We start from the raw sequence: 22,179 nt of genomic DNA on the forward strand, positions 1-22,179 counted from the left end.
GCGTTTCCGCCAAATGACATTTCCTGTTGCATGTAAAAAAGAATAGTTTATAATGGTAAGAATGCAATGTGGGAAAAATATTGGAATGATAGAAAAGAATTAAAAAGAGACAATGGCAAATAAGAACTTACCTTTACAGATCCGGATCCGGGCCATGCTCATCGAAGATTACGAACAGGTGCGCCACCTGTGGATGACGATCCATGGATTCGGAATCCGGAGCATAGACGATACAAAAGAAGAAGTGGCCCGTTTTTTAAAGAGAAATCCGACGACCAGTGTCGTTGCTGTATGCGGGGAAAAGGTCGTGGGCGCGATCCTCTGCGGGAGTGATGGACGGCAGGGATGCCTTTACCATGTCTGTGTGGCAAAAAAATTCCGCCGCAGAGGCATTGGCCGCCAGATGGTCGGGTATTGCATGAATGCTCTCCGAAGGGAGAGGATCAACCGGGTGACCCTGATCGCCTTTACCAAAAATGACGTGGGCAATGCCTTCTGGAAACAGATCGGCTGGACCGTACGCACGGACCTGAACTATTATCAGTTTGTCCTGAATGAGGAAAATATCACACGGTTTGTGGAATATCAGGAGGAGTAGACAGCCTGCTGATCGTCAGAGAATAATCGATCATTTCGGTGAGATCAGATACTACTGTTGAATATTATGGACAGCATCCAATATAGTAAAAGAGTGTTTCACTATCGCACTTGGAAATAACAAATAAAGAAGGTGTTATGATGGAAAAAATTTCAGGCGGCGTGACAGCCGCAAAGGGCTTTTCGGCTGCATCGGCAGCTGCGCAGATCAAGTATCAGGGCAGGACAGATATGGCGATGATCTACAGCGCCTCTCCCTGCGCGGCAGCGGGAACCTTTACAAGGAATGTCGTCAAGGCGGCGCCGGTGATCTGGGACCGCGACCTTGTGCGGAGCGGGAAACCGGTGCACGCCGTGGTCGTAAACTCCGGGATCGCCAATGCCTGCACCGGCCAGACAGGGCTCGACTACTGTCTGAAGACTGCGGAGGCGGCGGGAGCCGCCCTGGGGATCCCCGCGGACTCTGTCCTCGTGGGTTCCACTGGAGTCATTGGTTTCCAGCTTCCTATTGACCGGATCTGCGCAGGTGTTGAGGCCCTGGCGGGAGGCCTCGGAGAAGACCTGGACCACGGAACGGATGCCGCAAAGGCCATCATGACAACGGATACACATAAAAAGGAGTGCGCCTGCTCCTTCGAGATCGACGGGAAGAAGGTGACGGTCGGCGGCATGGCCAAGGGTTCCGGTATGATCCATCCCGATATGTGCACCATGCTGGGCTATGTGACAACGGACGCAGCCGTGGAGGCTTCTGTCCTCCAGCAGGCGGTCAGCGCCATCGTGGACGAGACCTTTAACATGATTTCCGTTGACGGTGATACATCCACCAACGATACCCTGCTCGTCCTTGCAAACGGCGAGGCGGGAAACACCAGGATCACTTCGGCAGAGGGAGAAGCCTATGAGGCGCTCTTTGAGGCGCTGCATCTGGTCTGCAGAGATCTCGCCATGCAGATGGCCGGCGACGGCGAGGGAGCGACCAAGCTGATCGAGTGCACGGTACAGGGCGCGGATACTCTCGAAAATGCCCGCACACTGGCCAAATCCGTCATCACTTCCAGCCTGACCAAGGCGGCGGTATATGGCAGTGATGCCAACTGGGGCAGGATCCTCTGCGCGCTGGGCTACGCTGGCGTGGAGTTTGACCCCAATGACCTGCAGCTGTATTTCGTGGATGAGACCGCGGCATCTGCAGGTGAAAAAGACTCTGCAAAAGCAGCTGCTGCCGGTTCAGGAGAAGCAGAAGAGGGGGGCAGTCCCCGAAAGATGCTGATCTTCACAGACGGAGCGGCAGCTGCCTACAGCGAGGAGGAAGCCACTCAGCTTCTGAAAAAAGAAAAAGTCACGATCCTGGCGCAGTTCCACATGGGGAACGCCTCCGCCACTGCCTGGGGATGTGACCTGACCTATGACTATGTAAAGATCAACGCGGATTACCGCAGCTGATCTTTCAGGGCATTTTATCATTTTATGGCAGCTTTGCTGACCTGTGAACAGATTGAACAGATATGTATTTACGGATCTCCGGAGCCGGGGAAGATAAGTACCGAAGCTCTCCGGGGCTGCGGACGATAAATATGCCGGCTCTCCGGAGCCGGGGAAGATAAATACGGCGGCTCTCCGGGGCCGCAGCCAGAAAGGAACAACAGTTTATGGAACCTTATTTAAACAGGGAACAGATGGAGGCGCAGGAAAAGGCCCAGGTGCTGATCGAGGCGCTGCCTTATATTCAGAAATTCAACCGCAAGATCATTGTCGTCAAGTACGGCGGGAGCGCAATGAGCGATGAAGAGCTGCAGAGGAGTGTCATTCAGGACGTCACCCTGCTCAAGCTCGTAGGCTTTAAGCCCATCATTGTTCACGGCGGCGGAAAAGCCATCAGCAAGTGGGTGGAGAAGAGCGGCAAGGAGGCAAAATTCGTCAAAGGACTGCGCGTCACGGACGCCGAGACCTGTGAGATCGCGGAGATGGTTCTGGGCAGTGTGTCCAAAAAGCTCGTCTCCATGGTGGAAGAACTGGGGATCCGGGCCATCGGGATCAGCGGCAAGGACGGAAATCTCCTTCATGTCCAGAAAAAATACGCGGATGGACAGGATATCGGTTTTGTGGGAGAAGTCACTGACGTTGACCCCAAGATCCTGTTTGACATGCTGGAAAATGATTATCTGCCCATCGTCGCGCCCCTGGGAATGGACGATGATTTCAACACCTATAACATCAACGCCGACGAAGCGGCAAGCGCGATCGCCCGTGCGGTCTGCGCCGACAAGCTTGTCTATCTCACCGACATCACAGGCGTCCTGAGGAGCCTTGACGATCCGAATTCCCTGATCAGCCGCATCAATATCGACCAGGCTGACAAGCTGATCCAGGACGGCATAGTCGGAGGCGGCATGCTTCCCAAGCTTGCCAACTGTACTGATGCAGTCCGCGGAGGAGTGCACCGTGTCCATATCCTGGACGGCCGCATTCCCCACTGCATCCTGCTTGAGATCTTTACCGATAACGGCGTAGGCACTGTATTCTACAAGGGCGATTATATGGCGGACCGCGGCTACTGAGGAATCCAGGAAAGAAGATAAATTCCCCAAAAAGATTGATTCCAAAAAAGAGGAAAGAAAAACAATGGAACAGAACAACAAGATGCAGCTGATGATCGAGCAGGCGGAAAAAGACCTGCTGCACACCTATAACCGGTATCAGATCGTCCTGGACAGGGGCGAAGGAATGTATTTGTATGATATCAACGGCAAAAAGTATCTGGATTTCATGGCCGGGATCGCTGTTTTTGCCCTTGGCTACGGCAATAAGGCCTACAACGATGCCCTCAAGGCCCAGATCGACAAGATCCTGCATACCTCCAACTATTTTTACAATGAACCCGCGATCCGCGCGGCCGCAAGGATGAAAAAGGCCTCCGGCATGGACCGGATCTTTTTTACCAACAGCGGCGCGGAGGCAGTGGAGGGCGCCCTGAAAGCGGCCATGAAGCACGCCTTTTTAAAGGACGGGCACAGGGGCCACCAGGTGATCGCCATGGAAAATTCCTTCCACGGCAGGACCTACGGCGCGCTTTCTGTCACCGGCAATTCCCACTACCGTGAACCCTTCGGCCAGATGCCCTGCGATGTGCAGTTCGCCCGTCTGAACGATCTTGAAAGCGTGAAGGTTCTGATCACAGAGGAGACCTGCGCAGTCATCGTCGAGCCCGTTCAGGGCGAGGGCGGCCTTCTGCCTGCTTCTGAGGAGTTTCTGAAAGGCCTGAGGGCGCTCTGTGATGAAAAGGGAATCCTCCTGATCTTTGACGAGATCCAGTGCGGCATGGGGCGCACGGGTTCCATGTTTGCCTGGCACCGCTTCGGCGTCCGCCCGGATATCATGACCTGCGCCAAGGCACTGGGCTGCGGAGTTCCCGTCGGCGCTTTCCTGCTCACTGAGGAGGTCGGACAGAGCTCTCTTGTGGCCGGCGACCACGGTACGACCTACGGAGGCAATCCTCTTGCCTGCGCCGCTGTCAACGCCGTTCTCGACCAGTATGAGGCTCTGGACCTTGTGAACCATGTGCGCGAAACTGCGCCTTATCTGACCAGCACCCTGGACGGACTTGCGGCCGAGTTTCCCTGCATCAAAGAACGGCGCGGTACCGGATTCATGCAGGGACTGGTTTTTGACCGCCCTGTGGGTCCCATCATCGCCGATGCCATGGACAAGGGCCTGATCCTCATCAATGCGGGCGCTGAGATCATCCGATTTGTACCTGCGCTGATCACGGAAAAACAGCATATCGACGAGATGGCAGAGATCCTGCGCGGCGCGATCGCCCGCAATTCCTGATCTGCCCTGATCTGTTTCCAGTGTTCTCGGCAGCCTGTGAGTTCGGGCTGCCTGCGGCATGCGGTTTTTGGACTTGACAGTATTACAGTAATAAAGTATATTGGAGTCCGTAATGAAATACAGAATCTTCAGGGCAGGGTGAAAGTCCCTACCGGTGGTACAGCCCACGAGCCGCGAGGCATGATTCGGTGAAACTCCGAAGCCGACAGTATAGTCTGGATGGAAGAAGGTTCCGAAAGAAAAACATTGATCATTCCGGTACCCGGCCGCGGTGGCTGGTATCTTCGCGTGTTGCGTATTTTTCTTTCAGATCTGTGATGTGTATTGTCTCAAATGCACTTGAAAAACTGCCCTGGAACAGAATGATCTGTTCCGGGGTTTTTCTTTTTTGAGTGCAGACAGAGGGACAATACCATGAGCATGCCTGCCCTGAGACTTTCTCCGGTGCGGGCAGTTTTTATGGAACCGAAGATGCCATGATTATAGATGAGACGGGAACGGGAGGAACACTGGAAATGGAAAAATGGATGACTCCGGAGCAGAGAAAAGCAGATGAAGAGTATATGCGGATGGCTCTGGAGCTTGCCGTAAAAGGAAAAGGCTGGGTGGCCCCCAATCCGATGGTGGGCGCTGTCATCGTACGGGACGACGGAAAGGTGATCGGTCAGGGATATCATGAGCGGTACGGGGAGCTTCACGCGGAGCGCAATGCCCTGAAAAACTGCCTGGAATCACCCCAGGGCGCGACGATTTATGTCACCCTGGAGCCGTGCTGTCACCATGGGCGCCAGCCCCCCTGCACGGAAGCGATCCTGGAGGCCGGGATCCGGCGTGTCGTGGTTGGGAGCGGAGATCCCAACCCTCTGGTCTGCGGTAAAGGAATCCGCATCCTCAGGGAAAACGGCGTGGAGGTCACGGAGGGTGTCCTGAAGGAAGAGTGCGACCGGATCAACGATATCTTTTTTCACTATATCAGGACGAAGACCCCTTACGTAGTGATGAAATACGCCATGACACTGGACGGCAAGATCGCCGCCTATACAGGAAATGCGCGATGGGTCACCGGAGAGGCGGCCAGGGAGCATGTGCACCGGCTGCGGCACGAGCTGAGCGCCATCATGGTCGGCGTGGGGACTGTGGTCGCTGACGACCCCATGCTCAACTGCCGGCTTCCCGATACAAAAAATCCCCTCCGGATCATCTGCGATACTCACCTGCGCACGCCCCTGGATGCCCGTGTGGTACAGACGGCGCGGGAGATCCCGACGGTGTTCGCGACCTGCTGCGATGATACAGAGAGGGTCATGCGTTATCAGGAATACGGCTGCCGGATGATCCGTGTCGGCAAAAACGGCAGGTCCGTAGACCTGCGGGAGCTGATGAGAAAACTCGGGGCGGAAGGCATCGACAGTATCCTCCTGGAGGGAGGGGGGACCCTGAACTGGTCCGCCCTGAACAGCGGAATCGTCAACAAGGTCATGGCCTATACTGCGCCGAAAATCTTTGGCGGCTACAGCGCCAAGACTCCTGTCGAGGGAGACGGCGTCACCACTCCCCAGCTGGCTTTTTCCCTCAAAGATACCTCTGTCACGAAGCTGGGAGAGGATTACCTGATCGAAGGAAAATTATAAGAAAGAGAAGGCTTCAGATATGTTTACTGGAATCGTAGAGGAGATGGGAACCATCCGGCAGATCCAGAGAGGCCGGGCTTCCGCAGTGCTCACGATCGGGGCCCACAAGGTCCTGGAGGATGCCCATATCGGAGACAGCATCGCAGTCAACGGCATCTGTCTGACGGTCACAAGCCTGGGAGGCGGAGCCTTTACTGCGGATGTCATGCATGAGACACTGCGCAGGACATCCCTCTCCGGACTGGGCCCGGGCAGCCGCGTCAATCTGGAACGCGCCATGGCTGCGGACGGCCGGTTCGGCGGCCACATCGTATCCGGCCACGTGGACGGAGTCGGGATCGTCGCTGAGATCCGCAGGGACGACAACGCGATCTGGTACACTTTCCGCACAGATCCGAAGGTGCTGCGCTACATCGTGGAAAAAGGATCGATCACGATCGACGGGATCAGCCTGACGGTCGCGGATGTGACCCGGACCACTTTTTCCATTTCCGCGATCCCGCACACAGTCCGTGAGACCGTCCTCCAGTTCCGGAAAAAAGGAGATACAGTCAACCTGGAGACGGACATCATCGGCAAATATGTGGAGAAGCTCCTTTATGGGGGACCGCCTGCGGACAGTGCCGGTATTCCGGCCGCCGGAAGCGGAACCGGTTCGCAGCTGCATCATGAAGAGAAAAAAGGAGGAAGCGGCCTTACAGAAGAGTTTCTGAGGATGCACGGCTTCTGAAAGATACACTAAAGTATTTGGACATGGAGGTGTAAAGAGAATGTGTCAGTTCAATACAGTAGAGGAAGCGCTGCAGGATCTGCGCGATGGAAAGATCATACTTGTCACAGATGATCCGGACCGTGAGAACGAAGGGGATTTTATCTGCGCCGCGGAATTTGCCACTACAAAAAACATTAACTTTATGGCGACTCATGGCAAGGGGCTGATCTGTATGCCCATGTCGGAAGCATTTGTGCGCCGCCTGCAGATCCCTCAGATGGTCCGGACCAACACGGACAACCATGAGACGGCCTTTACGGTCTCCATCGACCATGTGTCCACGACGACAGGGATCTCCGCCAAGGAGAGGTCCATGACCGCGCTGGCCTGTGTCCAGGATGACGCAAAGCCCGAGGACTTCCGCAGGCCCGGGCATATGTTCCCTCTGCTCGCCAAAAAGAACGGTGTCCTGGAGCGGGACGGCCATACAGAAGCCACTGTGGACCTGTGCAGGCTGGCAGGTCTGAAGGAGTGCGGCCTCTGCTGTGAGATCATGCGGGAGGACGGCACGATGATGCGCACCACCGAGCTCAAACAGCTCGCTGACAAGTGGGGCATCACTTTTATCACCATCAAGGATCTGCAGAACTACCGGAAATGCCACGATAAGCTGGTCGACAGGATGGCAGAGGTCCATCTTCCTACCAAATACGGGGATTTCAGGGCTTACGGATTTGTCAACCGCCTGAATGGCGAACACCACATCGCCCTGGTCAAGGGAGAGATCGGGGACGGCCGCGATATTCTCTGCCGTGTCCACTCCGAGTGCCTGACTGGCGATACCTTCGGCTCCCTGCGCTGCGACTGCGGACAGCAGCTTGCCTCCGCCATGATGCAGATTGAAAAAGAAGGCCGGGGCATCCTCCTCTATATGCGTCAGGAGGGCCGCGGGATCGGCCTGATCAACAAACTGCGCGCCTATGAACTGCAGGAACAGGGCATGGACACCCTTGACGCCAATCTGGCGCTCGGTTTTGCCGGGGACGAACGTGAATACTTTATCGGGGCTCAGATCCTGCGCGAACTTGGCGTGAAGACCATGCGTCTGCTCACCAATAACCCTGACAAGGTCTACCAGCTCAAAGAATTCGGCCTTGAGATCGCGGAGCGAGTCCCAATCCAGATGGAGGCGACCCCCTTTGATAGATTTTATCTCAAGACAAAACAGAAACGCATGGGCCATATGATCAAATACGAGTAAAGCATGGATGTTCAAGACTCGTTTGCGAGACTTGCGTGCCGGATGCGGATTTCCCTTTTTGCGCGTGCATCCCGCGTCTGAGTACACGGGTATTACGCGATGAAGAATAAAATATCGGCGGAAAGAGCATCGATGAAAAAGGAACAGAAGAAGAAAAATCGATAAAAAGCACTGTTGAAAAGTATCTGATGAAGAGAGGAGAACACTATGAGGACACTGGAAGGCAAAATGATAGCAAAAGGGATCCGGATCGGTATCGTCGTTTCCCGTTTCAACGAGTTCATTACTTCGAAGCTTCTTGGCGGAGCCATGGACGGACTCCTCAGGCATGATGTTTCCGAAGATAATGTCGATGTCGCCTGGGTCCCCGGCGCCTTTGAGATCCCGCTCATCGCCTCCAAAATGGCCGGCAGCGGAAAGTACGATGCTGTGATCTGCCTCGGCGCTGTCATCCGCGGATCGACCAGCCACTATGATTATGTCTGCAATGAAGTGTCAAAGGGAATCGCCTCTGTCTCTCTCCAGACAGGAATCCCGGTCATGTTCGGCATTGTCACGACCGAGAATATCGAGCAGGCGATCGAGCGCGCCGGAACGAAGGCAGGCAACAAGGGCTATGACTGCGCGCTCGGAGCCATTGAGATGATCAACCTGATCAAGACAATGGAACAATAAAGAGGACAGCAGGATAGTGGAACAGCCGGACAGATGACAGGATAGGGAATACCTTATATACCTTATTCTGTTGACATCTTTTTCAGCATACCTATAATTTAACATTGAACCGGAAACTGACAGTCATGCCGCTCGCAGGAGCGGCATGACTGGTTTAGGTGTATATGATCAATGACGATCAGACAGAACAAGAGGTAGTACATGTCGAGAATGCTGGTGCTGCAGGCGACCATCTTTATTCTGATGGCGCTGGGCTTTTTTTTCAAAAAAAAGAAAATCATCAGCAGGGAGGGACAGAAAAATATCACGGATCTCGTGATCTATCTGATCCTTCCCTGTAACATTATCACGAGCTTCCTTTCGGAGCTTCCCGGGGATGCCATGGCAGCGGCGCTGCAGATCCTCCTGATCTCCCTGGTGATCCAGATCATCGCGGTCATCTACGGGAAGGTACTTTTTGCCCGGGAGGGAGAAGACAGGAAAAAATGCCTGCGCTACGGTATCATCTGCTCCAATGCCGGTTTCCTGGGGAGCCCAGTGGCAGAAGGGATCTTCGGCGCCGGAGGTCTGATGCTGGCCAGCGTTTTTCTGATCCCGGTGCGCACCATGATGTGGTCGGAGGGGATCGCTATTTTCACAAAAGAGACGGACATCAGGGCTACTGTAAAAAAGGTAGCGACCCATCCCTGTATCATCGCCTGTGTGATCGGAATGCTCCTGATGCTGACCGGCGCGCAGGTCCCGGCGGTCATTCTCACCCCGGTGCAAACCATCGGGCGCTGCAATCTGGCCATGTCCATGATGGTGATCGGTATGATCCTGGCGGAGATCGATCCGCGTACTCTGTGGGATCCCGTCGTCGGGATCTATACCCTGCACAGGCTGATCATCATTCCTGCCCTGGTGATGCTGGTCCTGCATTTTCTGCCGGTGGATCCTACCGTAAAGGGCGTCAGCATCCTGCTGACGGCCATGCCCGCCGGCTCAACGACGAGCATGCTGGCCGCCAAATATGACGTGGATCCGCAGTTCGCGACAAAGATGGTCGTTTTTTCAACGCTGCTGTCGATCCCCGCGATTCTGATCTGGAGCATCATTCTGGTATGACACATCGCCGTCTTTTTTATAATGGATTTATAATGGACGCTTTCATATGATTGGTCTCGTATGGATGCTTCCTGTGGACTTTTATGATGGCCTTTTGTGAGGGCGTTTCATAAGGACGCTTTCATAAGGACGCGTTCATATGGACGATCCTGACTGTCCTGACATCTCCTTTTTCATGTTGACCTTCAGGACGGGAGTGGGTATGATAATAGGACTGCGGTTCGGCCCGGGAATTCGGTTCGGGAATTCAGCCCGGGACTTTGAGCCAGGACTTCAGACCAAGGCCCCGGACTGCAGCTTTGACCCGGATCATAAAAACCATAATACAGGAAAGAATACGGCGGGAAATTCTGCGCCGGGAAAGGATACGGATTCCATGTTTTTGATGATCGGTATCTCACAGGGGAGAAAGGATCTTTCCCATGACCAGCTGGTGATCTGCAGCCAGTGCGGCAGATATGGACACTATCGTGTCTTTATGACCTTTACCCAGCTGCTCCTGTTTCTGATCCCCTGTTTCAAGTGGGGAAAGAAGTACTATGTACAGATGTCCTGCTGCGGGACGGTGTATTCCCTGAATCCGGAGATCGGCGCCAGGATCGCCCGGGGTGAAAATGTGCAGATCGGACCTGCTGATCTTCAGATCGCCCATAGCGGGGGAGGACCTGCCCGCATGGTAAAACGCTGCTCAGCCTGCGGATATCAGACTGAGGAGGATTTTGACTTCTGTCCCAAGTGCGGTAAACCACTGTCGTAGTCCTGTATTATGAAAAATCCCCGTGTATTTTCTGACTTCAGTCATGAGGTTCACCAATATAGAAACATCAATATAGAAACATCAATTTTAAAAAACATCAATTTTAAAAACATCATTTATTGAAACATCAATTAGCATAGAAACATCAATTTCTAAAAAATCTAAAGAAACATCAGAGAAACAGCCGCGGGCAGGAAGAAAAGCCCGTGACAGTATCATCATGGAGGCACAGGAATGAGAATAGCGGCAACCTATGAAAACGGCAATATTTTCCAGCATTTCGGCAGAACAGAGAGCTTCAAGGTCTATGACGTCGAAGACGGAAAGGTCCTTTCTTCGAAAGTGATCGGTTCCGGCGGAGTCGGTCACGGCGCGCTGGCGGGACTTCTCGCGGACAATACGATCGATGTCCTGATCTGCGGCGGCCTCGGAGGAGGAGCCATGAATGCTCTGGCAGATGCCGGGATCACTGTCGTTGCAGGAGCAGAGGGAAATGCGGACGAGGCAGTGGAAGCCTATCTGCGCGGCGAGCTCGTTTCTTCCGGCGCAAACTGCGACCATCACCATCATGAAGAAGGCCACAGCTGCGGCCATCATGACGGGGAAGAAGGATGCGATGAGGACGGCTGCGCTGAAGACGGCTGTGGAAGCTGCGGCGGCTGCGGCGGTTCAGGAGCTCCCGTGATCATCCTTGAAGGGAAAAATGCCGGCAGGACCGTCAGAGTCCATTACAGGGGAACATTTAACGACGGGACCCAGTTCGATTCCTCCTATGACCGCGGCGAACCTCTGGAATTTATCTGCGGCGCAGGCATGATGATCAGCGGCTTCGACAAGGCAGTCGTGGATATGGAGACAGGCCAGGCTGTCGATATCCATCTCATGCCGGAGGAAGCCTATGGAATGCCCGATCCCGACAGGATCATCACGATCGAGATCGAACAGCTCCCCGGATCCGAACAGCTCAATGTAGGCGACCGGGTCTTCCTCAGAGCCTGGAACGGCCAGCCCTTCCCCGTGACAGTCACGGCAAAAGAGGAGGAGACCATCACTCTGGATTCAAATCATGAGATGGCGGGAAAAGAACTCAATTTCCACATCGAACTCCTGGAAGTGCAGTGAGAAGTTCCGCGAAGAGGAACGGTATACAGCCATAAGACTTGTTGACAGAGCACTCTTGGTTTTTTGCAGAGAGTATTTGCAGAGGATATTCGCAAAGAGTGTTTGCAGAGAATATTTGCAGAGGATATTCGCAAAGAGTGTTTGCAGAGAATACTTGCAGAGGATATTCGCAAAGAGTGTTTGCAGAGAATAGTTGCAGAGAGAATATTCGCAGAGAATATTCATCAGAAGAATAATTATCAGAGGCATGACGGGGGGCAGACAGCGGTCCCCCGGTCATGCCTCTTTCTGTCTGTCCCATTGTTGGAGAGTTCCCTTGCTGGAGAGTTCCCTTGCCGGAGAGTCCCCGTACACACTTTTTGCATTGACTGTTGTTTTTTCAGACTATGATTGGTATTGTAGAAAAAAACTAAAAAATACAGAAAACTCTGAAAGGAGCTCTCAGATGGAATATATGAATAAGCAGACTCTCAGTCATCTGATCGACTCGGCAATGCACCGGATCTCCGCGGATCTGGTCATCTTTAATTGCAATATAGTCGATGTGTATACCGGGACCATACGGAAGGATTCCATCGCAGTAAAGGACGGGCTCATCGTGGGCTTTGGAGACGATTACCAGGGAGAGGAGATGATCGACGCGGAAGGGGCGTACGCGGCTCCGGGGCTCATAGATGCCCACATACATATAGAGTCTTCCTACACTTCTCCGGAGGAGTTCGCGAGGATGGTCGTGCCGAGGGGGACTACTACTGTGATCGCGGATCCTCACGAGATCGTCAACGTGTACGGGCTGGAGGGTTTTAACTACATGGTCCGTGCCGCTAAACAGACAACGCTCTCGATCCATTATATGCTTCCAAGCTGTGTGCCGGCGACCCGGCTTGAGGATTCGGGCGCTGTCGTTGACGCATTCGATCTGCAGTGGCCCATGGCGGACTATCGTGTTCCGGGACTCGGTGAATTCATGAACTATCCGGGCATTATCAACAAGGACGAAGAGGCCCTCAACAAGATCCTGCTCGCACAAAATATGAGCAAGATCATAGACGGTCATGCTCCTTTTGTCAGAGGGGCGGAACTGAATGCATACGCGGCAGCAGGGATAAAAACCGACCATGAATGCACGACAGTAAAAGAGATGAATGACCGTCTGGAGCGGGGCATGTACGTGCAGCTGCGCGACGGTTCAGCCTGTCATGACCTGAAAAACCTGATCCCGGCGATCACGCCGTATAATTACCGGAGATGCCTGCTCTGCTCCGATGACCGCCAGCCGAGGACGATCCTCGAACAGGGGCACATCGACAATCATCTGAGAATGCTGACTGCGGCCGGTATTGATCCGGTCATGTCTGTCTGCATGGGATCGCTGAACGTTGCGGAATGCTACAGGCTTGACAACCGGGGAGCGCTGGCGCCGGGTAAGCGCGCCGATATTGTCCTTTTCAATAACCTGCAGGAATTCAGAGCCCGGATGGTATTTATCAAGGGCAAAAAGGTCGCTGAGGACGGCAGATATCTTCCTCCTGTCGAAAAGACACCGATCTCTTCTGTGCGCGGCTCCATGAACGTAAAACCTTTTACTATTGACAACCTCAAAATGCATCTTCTGAGCGACCGCGTCCGCGCGATAGGAATCATCAAAGACGGGATCATGACCAGATCGGAAGTCATTACAGTCAAAAGAGATGAAGAGGGTGATTTTATCTTTGATCCTTATGAGCCGGTCGCCAAGATCGCTGTTCTGGAGCGGCATCACAGCACAGGAAAGATCGGACTGGGATTCCTCAAGAACTATGGCATCCAGAAGGGCGCCATCGCACTTTCTGTCGCCCATGATTCCCACAATATCATTTGTGTCGGGGTGAGCAACGAAGAGATGTATGCCGCGATCCAGGCCCTGATCGACCAGGAGGGCGGTTTCGTCCTTGTCGAAAACGGCCAGGTGATCGCTTCCCTTCCCCTTCCTATCGCCGGCCTGATGAGTGATCTGACGGGCGAGGAGGTCTCTCAGCGCCTGAAGCATCTCCATGACACTGCCTATGAGCGGCTGGGCGTCAGCAGAGAGACAGAGCCGGTCATGACGCTCTGTTTTATGAGCCTGATCGTTATACCGGAGCTCAAGATCTCAACCAGAGGCCTTTTTGACGTGAGCCAGTTTAACTTTGTTTCTCCCGAAGCGTTTTGAACACCCCTGACCGGCCTTAGCCAGCTATTAACCGGCTGTCGACCGGCAGCTTTTGGCGCCCTGATTATGAATTGATTTCCTGTATGCTTTATGCTAAACTTTTTTAGATTGTCAGCATGGAAAAAAGTGGACGGAAAACGTCATTTTTTGCTGTAATGGAGAGGAGAGTGATCGAGTCTTATGGACGATGGCAGTCAAACGACCTGGCTGATCGTGTTATTGCTGTTGGTTGCCGCCATGGTTTTTGCTGTCGCGGAGACCGCCTTTGCCAGTGTTTCCCGCATACGTCTCAGGACAGAGGCGGAGAAGGGGGACGCCAGGGCAAAGCGCGCGCTTTATGTGACAGAACATTTCAATAAAGCGATTACGACACTTCTGATCTGTACGAATATCGTGCATCTTGCCACGGCCTCCATCGTGACCGTCTATGTGTCCAAACGGTGGGGTATCTCTGCAGTTTCTGTTTCCACATTGATAACGACACTGGTAGTGTTTTTCTTCGGAGAAATGCTGCCTAAAAGTGTTGCCCGGAAATACAGCCTTAAGTTCAGCCTGGCAACGTCAGGGCTGCTGTGCTTCCTCATGACGCTCCTGTATCCGGCAGCGGCTTTTCTGACCTGGATCGGAAATGCGGCGGCCCGGATGACGAAGGGAGACAATGCGGTGTCTGTCACAGAGAATGATATCTACGATATCATCGAAGACATGGAAGAGGAGGGTAAGATCGATGAGGCCCAGGGGGACCTGATCTCCTCCGCCCTGCAGTTCGGCGATGTGACGGTCGAGAGCATCCTGACCAGCCGTCTGGATGTGGCGGCCATCGATATCGATATGTCTCAGGAAGAGATCCTCTCTTTTATCAAGGAACAGAACCACAGCCGGCTGCCTGTTTATGAGGGAACCATCGACAACATCATCGGGATCCTCCATATCCGGCGCTATATCCGCAATTATATCCGGCAGGGGGAGGCCCTCGATATCCGCCCCCTCCTCTATGAGCCTTTTTTTGTACACCAGTCGACAAAGATCGATGACCTGCTGGGTGTCATGTCCAGAAAAAAGATCAACCTCGCCGTCGTGACGGACAATTACGGAGGGACACTGGGCATCGTCACGGATGAGGACATCCTGGAGGAGCTGGTGGGAGAGATCTGGGATGAGGACGACCGCGCGGTGCGCAACGTCGTGCCTATGACGGACGGCTCCTATAGTGTCAACCCCGAGGAGCATGTGCTGGATGTCCTGGACGAGCTGGGGCTGGATTACAGCGAGGAGGAGGAAGAGGAGATCGGCCGCAAGCTCATGAATGAGCTTGCCTATGAGGTCTTTCCCCACATTCCCGTCGCGGGGGACAGCTTCCGGTATCTGGGCATGAAGATCTCCGTCCTTGTCATGCGCCACAACAGGATCATGCGTCTGAAGGTGAGACGCCTGACGGAGACCGAGCTCGAAGCGGACGCCGCGGATGCCCTGGCGCAGAAGAGTGAAAACGGTCCCGATTCCGGAAACGGCGGCAGCGCCGGCAGGATTCCCTATGCGGTGCATCAGGCTCCCGGAAAACATTATATGCGGCCCAGTGTTCCCCGTGCCGGCCGGACGACGGAAGGGGGTGACGGCAGATGACGGAGCTGTATCTTTATATCGCCGGAATCATTGTATGTGTCCTTCTCTCGGCTTTTTTCTCTGCTTCCGAGATGTCCTATTCCTCCTGCAGCAGGCTCCGGCTGGAGCACCAGCGGGATAAGGGGGATAAAAAAGCCTCTATCGCAGTGCGTATCCACGAGAAATTTGACGATGCGCTCTCCGCGATCCTGGTGGGGAATAATCTGGTCAATATCGCCGCGTCCTCTCTGGGCTCTCTGGCGGTCATGGCCGTTCTCAGCGACCGGTACGCCTGGCTTTCGACTCTGATCCTCACGGTCGTTGTCGTCATTTTCGGCGAGACGATCCCCAAGATCACCGCTAAAAAGAACGCGACGCGGTATGCCCTGCGCTTTGCCCGTCCCGTCCGCTTCCTTATGATCGTCTTAAAACCGGTCACCTTTGTCGTTGTCGGCCTGGTCAGCCTGATCACCCGCCTTCTGCCCGATGTGGTGGAGGAGGACAGTGAAGTTGCCCTCCAGGAGCTGCATACCATGATCGATATCGCGGAAAATGAGGATGTCCTGGATGAGGACGCCTCCGAGCTGGTCAGCGCCGCGATCGATTTCGCGGATATCTCCGCTTCTGAGGTCATGACAGCCCGCGTGGATATCATCGGCATCGATATCGATGACCCCTGGGAAGAGATCCTGCACACGATCGACAAATCGCCCTTTTCCCGGATCCCGGTCTTTGAGGGCAGCGTCGACCACGTGATCGGCATCCTGTCCCTGAACCGCTTTCTAAAGGCTATGATCGACAGGGACAAGGTGGAGATCCGCAAGCTCCTGCTTCCCACCTGCTATGTCTACAAGACCATGAAGCTCCCCGCAGTCCTTTCATCGCTGCGGAATGCCCAGCAGCATCTCGCTGTCGTCACGGATGAATACGGCGGCACCCTCGGCGTCGTCTCCATGGAGGATGTCCTCGAGGAGCTCGTCGGCGATATCTGGGACGAGACAGACACTATAGAGCGCGATATTGTGGAAAAGGGCGAGGGCCTCTACGAACTCGACGGGGATACCCCGATCTACGAATTCCTGGAGCTTATGAACATGCAGGAGAGTGAATTTGACTTTGACTCGGAGACAGTGGGAGGATGGTGCATAGAGATCAATAACGGCTTCCCCGCCGTCAACAGTATCTTTACCTATGAGAATCTCGAGGTCCGGATCCTGGCTGTCACCGAGCGCCGTGTCCGCAGGGTGCTGGTCAGGCATCATTCCGAGGAAGAAAAGGACTAGAGGACCGATCATAAATAAAAGAACAGGCTGTCTGCCAGCCTGTTTTTTTGTTTCTTCATCGGGAAATACCCGTGTCTTCAGACATGGGACACACGCGCAAAAAGGAAAAACCGCCGGAGAGTTCCATCAGCGCCATCATGTAGCAGAGGCCTGCTGCGTTGTCGGTGATCAGAGTCACCTTAATTGTATATTGTTTAAAAAATATATAAACCATTTACTGAAGCGAATTCATCAGGCTCTCAGTCTTTTTTACCAGACGATCATTTTTTACAGAAAAAAACGAAGATGGACAGAAAATTTCCTTTATAAAATATAACGAAAATGTTACAATATGTTAACCGCACAGGCAGAGCCGCTGTAAGGATTTACGGAGGTTTTGTCGGATGTCCATAAAACGGCTTAATAGGTTTGGCGCAGCAGTCCGGGATCTACGGTTGCTGCGGCTTATTGGCTATGCAGAAAGATACAATATTATAGAAAGATGCAATACAGAAAGTTACAATACAGAAAGATGCAATACAGATAAACACAATACAGACAGACACAATACGAAAAGATCCATTACACGGCTGTACACGGCGATCCTGTTTCTGCTTCTTTTTGTATCGGGCTGCAGCGGCAGAAGCAGCGCGCCCGTTCTTGAGACATATCCGCCTGTTGAAATTTCAGAGAATGAATGCAGTATAGACAGCAGAACCGGCCTGTCAGAGAAACAGCCAAAGAAGCAGGAGCCGGACGGCGCGGAAGGTCGGTCAGAGGAACAGTCACAGAAGCAGAAGACCGGCGACGATAATACCGGTATAAATACCGGTTTAAAGACGGATTTAGAAACTGATTTAAAGACTGATTTATTGACTGTCCATGTCTGCGGAGCGGTGCAAAAGCAGGGCGTCTATAAACTTCCTCAGGGAAGCAGAGTCTGTGACGCTGTGGATGCAGCCGGCGGCTTTGCCCCGGACGCGGACACTTCCTGGCTCAATCTGGCCGCAGTGGTCGAGGATGCCTCGCAGATCAGGATCCCCACCGAGGAAGAGACACAGGCACTGAGGGAAAATCCGGACCTCACCGGAACCGGTTCTCCTTACCTGCCGGTATCGGGACAGAAACTTCCCGGCGGGATTTCCACTTCCGGAGAGGACGACAGGATCGACCTGAACACCGCTTCCCGCGAGCAGCTTATGACGCTGCCCGGGATCGGAGAGGCAAAAGCCGGACAGATCATTACATACCGTGAAAAAAACGGACGCTTTGAGACGATCGAAGATATCATGAAGGTCCCGGGGATAAAGAACGCGGGCTTTGAGAAACTAAAGGAATATATAACCGTGCGCTGAACACGGAGCAGACGGAATTCTCGACAGATCCTCGGATCGTCGGATGACAGAAGGAGTAATTTATGGCAGCAAAAGTTCTAGTTGTGGATGATGAGCGGATGATCGTTAAGGGCCTCAGATTCAGCCTTATGCAGGAGGGATACGAGGTAGACTGCGCCTATGACGGCGAGGAGGCGGTCAGCAGGATCAGAGAAAAAAAATATGACATTGTCCTTCTGGATGTGATGCTCCCCAAACTCTCCGGTTTCGAGGTGCTCCAGCAGGTCAGGGAATTTTCTGACGTACCTGTCATCATGCTCACAGCCAGAGGGGATGACATGGACAAGATCCTCGGCCTCGATTACGGGGCGGATGATTACGTCACCAAACCCTTTAATCCGCTGGAAGTCAAGGGCAGGATCAAGGCCATTATCCGCCGCACCTCCCGCGGCAGGCAGGAGGACGCCCTGAGTGAAAACATGATCATAGTAGGAGACCTGCGCATCGACCAGGACAACCGCCGGGTCATGATCGGAGACAAGGACATCAACCTCACAAGCAAGGAATTCGAACTCCTGGAGCTTCTGGCGACACACGCCGGCAAGGTCTACAGCCGCGCCATGCTCCTGCAGATGGTCTGGGGAAAGGACTACCCCGGCGACGTCCGTACCGTGGATGTCCACATCCGGCGCCTGCGTGAAAAGATTGAACACAATGCCTCCGAACCCAAATACGTCCAGACTAAATGGGGCGTAGGCTACTATTTCCGCAGCCACGAGAGATAATTACACACGAGAGATAATTACACACGAGAGATAAGTACCCATGAGAGATAAGTCCATAGGTATGGATCATGGGACTGCATGGACCAGGGGACGGATCCCCGGTCCGGTTTACAAAAAGGATTTGGACCAGGGGACTTTTTCCTGGTCCGGTTTACACAAGGGAAACTGGGAAAGGAAACAGGGGAGGGTTCTCTGTCCCCTTAAGAGACAGGGGACAGTGAGCCCTCCCCTGTCTCCCTTCCCATTACCTCCCGGAATGAGGGAAGGCGACGCGGCAGTATGCTACAAAAAATCAAAAAGTTCCTTGACAGACTGACATTCCTGAGAAGTCTGCGGGTCATTTTTTTTATCTTCATATTTCTGGTCGGCGTGATCCCGTGCATCCTGCTTCAGAACGGCATTCTGGACAGCTATGAACAGCGTGCTGTAGAAGTCCGTGAGGAACAGGTCAAGGGACAGCTGCGCTCTGTCGCCAATCACCTGATCAGCAGCAACTATCTGGTCAATCAGGATTCGGGCCAGGTCGACGCCCAGCTCTCGGAGTTTTCAACACTGTACGACGGCAGGCTTCTGATCATTGACCCCACTCTGACGGTTGTCAAGGATACCTATGGAATATCGGAAAACAAGACGATCGTCTCTCAGGATGTGATCAGCTGTCTGCAGACAGGTGACCGCGCAGGACTGCAGAATTATGATGAAAAATACGGTTACCTGGAAGTCGTGATCCCGATCATCGAGACCAGGACGACCGAGGAGAGGGACTCCTCCGTACATCTGGAAGAGGATGAAAGTCCGGAAGAGGCTGAGGACGGCAGCGGTCAGGCGATCATAAAGCCGGAGGCCGGTTCTGCTGAGAACAGCCCGAACAACGGTGTCCGCGGGGTTTTACTGGCGAGCACATCCACGGAATATATCCAGAAGACCAAAGAGATCCTCCGCAGCAAGGCATGGTCGCTCCAGATGGTCATGCTGGTCGTTATTTTCATTGCCTGTGTACTGATTTCCGGCTTTCTGGTCAAACCCTTCGAAAAGCTCTCTATCGATATCCGTGAGGTCAAGGAGGGGTACTCCAACGAACCGATCCAGGCCCCCATGTATACGGAGACCAGACATATTGCCGATGCCTTTAACAATGTTCTGGGCAGAATGAACGCACTGGACCAGTCGCGGCAGGAGTTCGTCGCGAATGTCTCCCATGAGCTCAAGACCCCCATGACTTCCATGAAAGTGCTCGCGGCTTCGCTCCTGTCGGAGGAAAATGTCGATCCGGCTATGTACCGGGAATTCCTGGAGGACATCGACAACGAGATCGACAGAGAAAACAAGATCATCTCCGACCTTCTGGCTCTGGTCAGGGAGGACCGCACCGACATGGATCTGGAGGTCTCCAGAACAGACATCAACGAACTGGCGGATAACGTGCTCAGACGCCTGAGCCCCATCGCGCAGCTTCGGGATATTGAACTGACCCTGGTGCACAAAAACGAAGTGGTCGCCGAGGTGGACGAGACACAGATTAATCTCGTTCTGACTAACCTGGTGGAGAACGCGGTCAAATACAACCGCCAGCACGGGGAGGTGTCCGTCACAGTGGATGCTGACCACGAATATTTCCAGTTCACCGTCCATGACAATGGCATAGGCATCCCGGAGGAGGAACAGAGCCGCATCTTCGAGCGATTCTACCGCGTCGACAAATCCAGATCCCGCGCGATCGGAGGAACAGGCCTGGGCCTTTCCATCACAAAGAGCGCCGTGATCCGCCATCACGGCACGATCACCCTGACGAGCAAAGAGGGAGAAGGCACTACATTTGTCGTCAGGATCCCCCTCCGCTATTCCGCCCAGCCCATGGATCTCCATGTAGGCCGCCAGCACAGGCAGATCAGCCGGTTCCTCAACTGGCGCCGCAGCCGCGCCGGTCAGAAGCAATATATGGAAAAAACTGTCCGCGTTTCCAGGCGCAGATTCCTGCCTGATGGAAAAGAAGACAGAAAAGAAGATAAAACAGACGACAGAAAAGACAATAAAACAGAAGACAAAAGAGAAAATAAAACAGTAGACAGACAAGACTATAAATCAGAAGCTGAAGCAGAAAACAAAGCGCCGGGGAACCTGACAGAAAGCGCAGGAGAAAATACCGGTCTGACGAAAAAGGAGGAACAGACATGAAAAAAACAACTGTTACTCCGCGATGGGAATTGTCCCGAAGAACCGCAGAGGAATCCCGGCACAGGCAGCATGTACAGGACGCGGCCAAAAGCCCGGAAACCCCCGGTCTGGTCCTGAAAGCCGGAAAGGATTCCCTGATGAGGGGCATCGTACATTTTGCCGTACTGATCGCCCTGCTCCTCGTACTTTCCGCCTGCGGAAATAAAGACAATAAAAAGGAAAAGTATACAGTATTTTATCTGACACCGGAAATAAACGCCCTTGTGACCAGAGATGTTGAATTGCCGGAAACACCTGAAACTGCTTCAAAATCACCGGATACAGATGCACCGCATAATGACAATGTCGAACAAACCTGGGAAACAGCGGAGGCGCTGCTTGACCTTCTTAAAGAGGATCACACGGAAGAAGGGTTCAGAGCCCCTGTCAAAGGTTTTTCCTGCAGGGACTTTTCCATAAGTAAACACACGATCACTCTCGATTTTACATCGGAATATAAAAAACTGGATATGATCACCGAGAAACTCACCAGGGCTGCTGTCGTCAACACCCTGTGCGGGGTCAAAGGCATCCGCCGGGTCACGATCCGCGTCAACGGCGCGCTGCTGGTCGACGATCGTGGAAACAAATCCGAAAACATGACAGCCGATCAGTTTATCTACAACTCCGGCAGAGAAATGATCAATTTTGAGCGGTCCGAGATCCACCTGTATTTTGCTTCAAAGGACGGGAAAAAACTGGTGGAGACCTACCGGGAAGTTGTCTTTAACAGTAACATCCCCATGGAAAGGCTGGTGGTCGAAGAGATCATCCGGGGACCGAACGGGGACTTCAATTATACGACCGTGAACCCTGAGACAAAGATCATCAACATCGTGACCCGCGATGACATCTGTACAGTCACGCTGGACAGCTCCTTCCTGCTTGAACCCTTTCCCAACTCGCCGGAAGTAGCCGTCTATTCCATCGTCAATTCCCTGACCGAACTCCCGGCGATCCGCCAGGTGCAGATCATTGTCGACGGGGCGGAAGGACAGGCGCCGGGAAGTTTTTCCCTTGATTCAGACAAGCTCTTTCACAAAAATACGGACATTGTTTTGACGAAATGAAGCATAGTTGATCATCTGGAACCGC

18 protein-coding genes and 1 riboswitch are annotated in these 22,179 nt (G+C 53.5%); all 18 genes read left to right on the forward strand.

Going from position 1 to position 22,179, the window contains the following annotated elements:
- Window positions 1–112 precede the first annotated feature (112 nt).
- The 18 genes from BLT02_RS04655 (at window position 113) to BLT02_RS04740 (ending at window position 22,154) form a co-directional block, all read left to right on the forward strand.
- Entirely contained in the window at window positions 113–598 is a 486-nt protein-coding gene (locus tag BLT02_RS04655) for a GNAT family N-acetyltransferase (RefSeq protein ID WP_092992050.1), read from the forward strand.
- A gap of 140 nt (window positions 599–738) precedes the next feature.
- The gene (argJ, locus tag BLT02_RS04660) at window positions 739–2,043 is read left to right on the forward strand and encodes a bifunctional glutamate N-acetyltransferase/amino-acid acetyltransferase ArgJ (protein ID WP_092992111.1); all 1,305 of its coding nucleotides are present in this window, start codon (window positions 739–741) and stop codon (window positions 2,041–2,043) included.
- Window positions 2,044–2,249: 206 nt separating this feature from the next.
- Window positions 2,250–3,158, forward strand: a complete 909-nt coding sequence (gene argB / locus BLT02_RS04665) for an acetylglutamate kinase (protein WP_242869697.1) — start codon at window positions 2,250–2,252, stop codon at window positions 3,156–3,158.
- A 64-nt stretch (window positions 3,159–3,222) separates the two neighbouring features.
- Window positions 3,223–4,431 (forward strand): aspartate aminotransferase family protein, encoded by a 1,209-nt coding sequence (locus BLT02_RS04670; protein ID WP_242869698.1) that lies wholly within the window; start codon window positions 3,223–3,225, stop codon window positions 4,429–4,431.
- Window positions 4,432–4,551: 120 nt separating this feature from the next.
- A riboswitch (FMN riboswitch) is annotated at window positions 4,552–4,666 on the forward strand.
- Between the two features lie 280 nt (window positions 4,667–4,946).
- Window positions 4,947–6,062, forward strand: a complete 1,116-nt coding sequence (ribD, locus tag BLT02_RS04675; RefSeq protein ID WP_242869699.1) for a bifunctional diaminohydroxyphosphoribosylaminopyrimidine deaminase/5-amino-6-(5-phosphoribosylamino)uracil reductase RibD — start codon at window positions 4,947–4,949, stop codon at window positions 6,060–6,062.
- Between the two features lie 19 nt (window positions 6,063–6,081).
- Window positions 6,082–6,792: a riboflavin synthase gene (gene ribE, locus BLT02_RS04680; protein WP_092992052.1), complete on the forward strand. Its 711-nt coding sequence runs from the start codon at window positions 6,082–6,084 to the stop codon at window positions 6,790–6,792.
- A gap of 40 nt (window positions 6,793–6,832) precedes the next feature.
- A complete protein-coding gene (locus BLT02_RS04685) occupies window positions 6,833–8,035 on the forward strand; it encodes a bifunctional 3,4-dihydroxy-2-butanone-4-phosphate synthase/GTP cyclohydrolase II (protein WP_092992054.1) in 1,203 nt (400 codons plus the stop codon).
- Between the two features lie 207 nt (window positions 8,036–8,242).
- Window positions 8,243–8,710 (forward strand): 6,7-dimethyl-8-ribityllumazine synthase, encoded by a 468-nt coding sequence (gene ribE, locus BLT02_RS04690; RefSeq protein WP_092992056.1) that lies wholly within the window; start codon window positions 8,243–8,245, stop codon window positions 8,708–8,710.
- 201 nt (window positions 8,711–8,911) lie between these two features.
- On the forward strand, window positions 8,912–9,817 hold the full coding sequence (locus BLT02_RS04695; RefSeq protein WP_092992058.1) for an AEC family transporter: 906 nt from the start codon (window positions 8,912–8,914) through the stop codon (window positions 9,815–9,817).
- A gap of 202 nt (window positions 9,818–10,019) precedes the next feature.
- Complete coding sequence (locus BLT02_RS04700; RefSeq protein ID WP_347474895.1) at window positions 10,020–10,574, forward strand: zinc ribbon domain-containing protein; 555 nt, start codon at window positions 10,020–10,022, stop codon at window positions 10,572–10,574.
- Window positions 10,575–10,808: 234 nt separating this feature from the next.
- On the forward strand, window positions 10,809–11,696 hold the full coding sequence (locus BLT02_RS04705) for an FKBP-type peptidyl-prolyl cis-trans isomerase (RefSeq protein WP_092992060.1): 888 nt from the start codon (window positions 10,809–10,811) through the stop codon (window positions 11,694–11,696).
- Between the two features lie 445 nt (window positions 11,697–12,141).
- Window positions 12,142–13,887, forward strand: a complete 1,746-nt coding sequence (gene ade / locus BLT02_RS04710) for an adenine deaminase (RefSeq protein WP_347474896.1) — start codon at window positions 12,142–12,144, stop codon at window positions 13,885–13,887.
- A 180-nt stretch (window positions 13,888–14,067) separates the two neighbouring features.
- The gene (locus BLT02_RS04715) at window positions 14,068–15,510 is read left to right on the forward strand and encodes a hemolysin family protein (RefSeq protein WP_092992062.1); all 1,443 of its coding nucleotides are present in this window, start codon (window positions 14,068–14,070) and stop codon (window positions 15,508–15,510) included.
- Window positions 15,507–16,772, forward strand: a complete 1,266-nt coding sequence (locus BLT02_RS04720) for a hemolysin family protein (RefSeq protein WP_092992064.1) — start codon at window positions 15,507–15,509, stop codon at window positions 16,770–16,772. Before BLT02_RS04715 ends, BLT02_RS04720 begins: the two co-directional genes overlap by 4 nt.
- 383 nt (window positions 16,773–17,155) lie before the next feature.
- A complete protein-coding gene (locus tag BLT02_RS04725) occupies window positions 17,156–18,106 on the forward strand; it encodes a ComEA family DNA-binding protein (protein ID WP_092992066.1) in 951 nt (316 codons plus the stop codon).
- A gap of 62 nt (window positions 18,107–18,168) precedes the next feature.
- Entirely contained in the window at window positions 18,169–18,870 is a 702-nt protein-coding gene (locus BLT02_RS04730; RefSeq protein ID WP_092992068.1) for a response regulator transcription factor, read from the forward strand.
- Window positions 18,871–19,149: 279 nt separating this feature from the next.
- Entirely contained in the window at window positions 19,150–21,045 is a 1,896-nt protein-coding gene (locus BLT02_RS04735) for a sensor histidine kinase (protein ID WP_092992070.1), read from the forward strand.
- On the forward strand, window positions 21,042–22,154 hold the full coding sequence (locus BLT02_RS04740) for a GerMN domain-containing protein (protein ID WP_092992072.1): 1,113 nt from the start codon (window positions 21,042–21,044) through the stop codon (window positions 22,152–22,154). Before BLT02_RS04735 ends, BLT02_RS04740 begins: the two co-directional genes overlap by 4 nt.
- The last annotated feature ends 25 nt before the right edge of the window (window positions 22,155–22,179 follow it).

It is taken from the genome of Sarcina sp. DSM 11001 (assembly GCF_900101015.1).
Lineage (GTDB): Bacteria > Bacillota > Clostridia > Lachnospirales > Lachnospiraceae > CAG-791.

Coding starts and splice junctions, on each gene's coding strand:
- BLT02_RS04695 (WP_092992058.1), top strand. CDS start 8,912: ATGTCGAGAATGCTGGTGCTGCAGGCGACCATCTTTATTCTGATGGCG.
- BLT02_RS04670 (WP_242869698.1), top strand. CDS start 3,223: ATGGAACAGAACAACAAGATGCAGCTGATGATCGAGCAGGCGGAAAAA.
- BLT02_RS04740 (WP_092992072.1), top strand. CDS start 21,042: ATGAAAAAAACAACTGTTACTCCGCGATGGGAATTGTCCCGAAGAACC.
- BLT02_RS04705 (WP_092992060.1), top strand. CDS start 10,809: ATGAGAATAGCGGCAACCTATGAAAACGGCAATATTTTCCAGCATTTC.
- BLT02_RS04735 (WP_092992070.1), top strand. CDS start 19,150: ATGCTACAAAAAATCAAAAAGTTCCTTGACAGACTGACATTCCTGAGA.
- BLT02_RS04725 (WP_092992066.1), top strand. CDS start 17,156: ATGTCCATAAAACGGCTTAATAGGTTTGGCGCAGCAGTCCGGGATCTA.
- ribE (WP_092992056.1), top strand. CDS start 8,243: ATGAGGACACTGGAAGGCAAAATGATAGCAAAAGGGATCCGGATCGGT.
- BLT02_RS04730 (WP_092992068.1), top strand. CDS start 18,169: ATGGCAGCAAAAGTTCTAGTTGTGGATGATGAGCGGATGATCGTTAAG.
- BLT02_RS04655 (WP_092992050.1), top strand. CDS start 113: ATGGCAAATAAGAACTTACCTTTACAGATCCGGATCCGGGCCATGCTC.
- ribD (WP_242869699.1), top strand. CDS start 4,947: ATGGAAAAATGGATGACTCCGGAGCAGAGAAAAGCAGATGAAGAGTAT.
- BLT02_RS04685 (WP_092992054.1), top strand. CDS start 6,833: ATGTGTCAGTTCAATACAGTAGAGGAAGCGCTGCAGGATCTGCGCGAT.
- argJ (WP_092992111.1), top strand. CDS start 739: ATGGAAAAAATTTCAGGCGGCGTGACAGCCGCAAAGGGCTTTTCGGCT.
- BLT02_RS04715 (WP_092992062.1), top strand. CDS start 14,068: ATGGACGATGGCAGTCAAACGACCTGGCTGATCGTGTTATTGCTGTTG.
- ribE (WP_092992052.1), top strand. CDS start 6,082: ATGTTTACTGGAATCGTAGAGGAGATGGGAACCATCCGGCAGATCCAG.
- argB (WP_242869697.1), top strand. CDS start 2,250: ATGGAACCTTATTTAAACAGGGAACAGATGGAGGCGCAGGAAAAGGCC.
- BLT02_RS04700 (WP_347474895.1), top strand. CDS start 10,020: ATGATAATAGGACTGCGGTTCGGCCCGGGAATTCGGTTCGGGAATTCA.
- ade (WP_347474896.1), top strand. CDS start 12,142: ATGGAATATATGAATAAGCAGACTCTCAGTCATCTGATCGACTCGGCA.
- BLT02_RS04720 (WP_092992064.1), top strand. CDS start 15,507: ATGACGGAGCTGTATCTTTATATCGCCGGAATCATTGTATGTGTCCTT.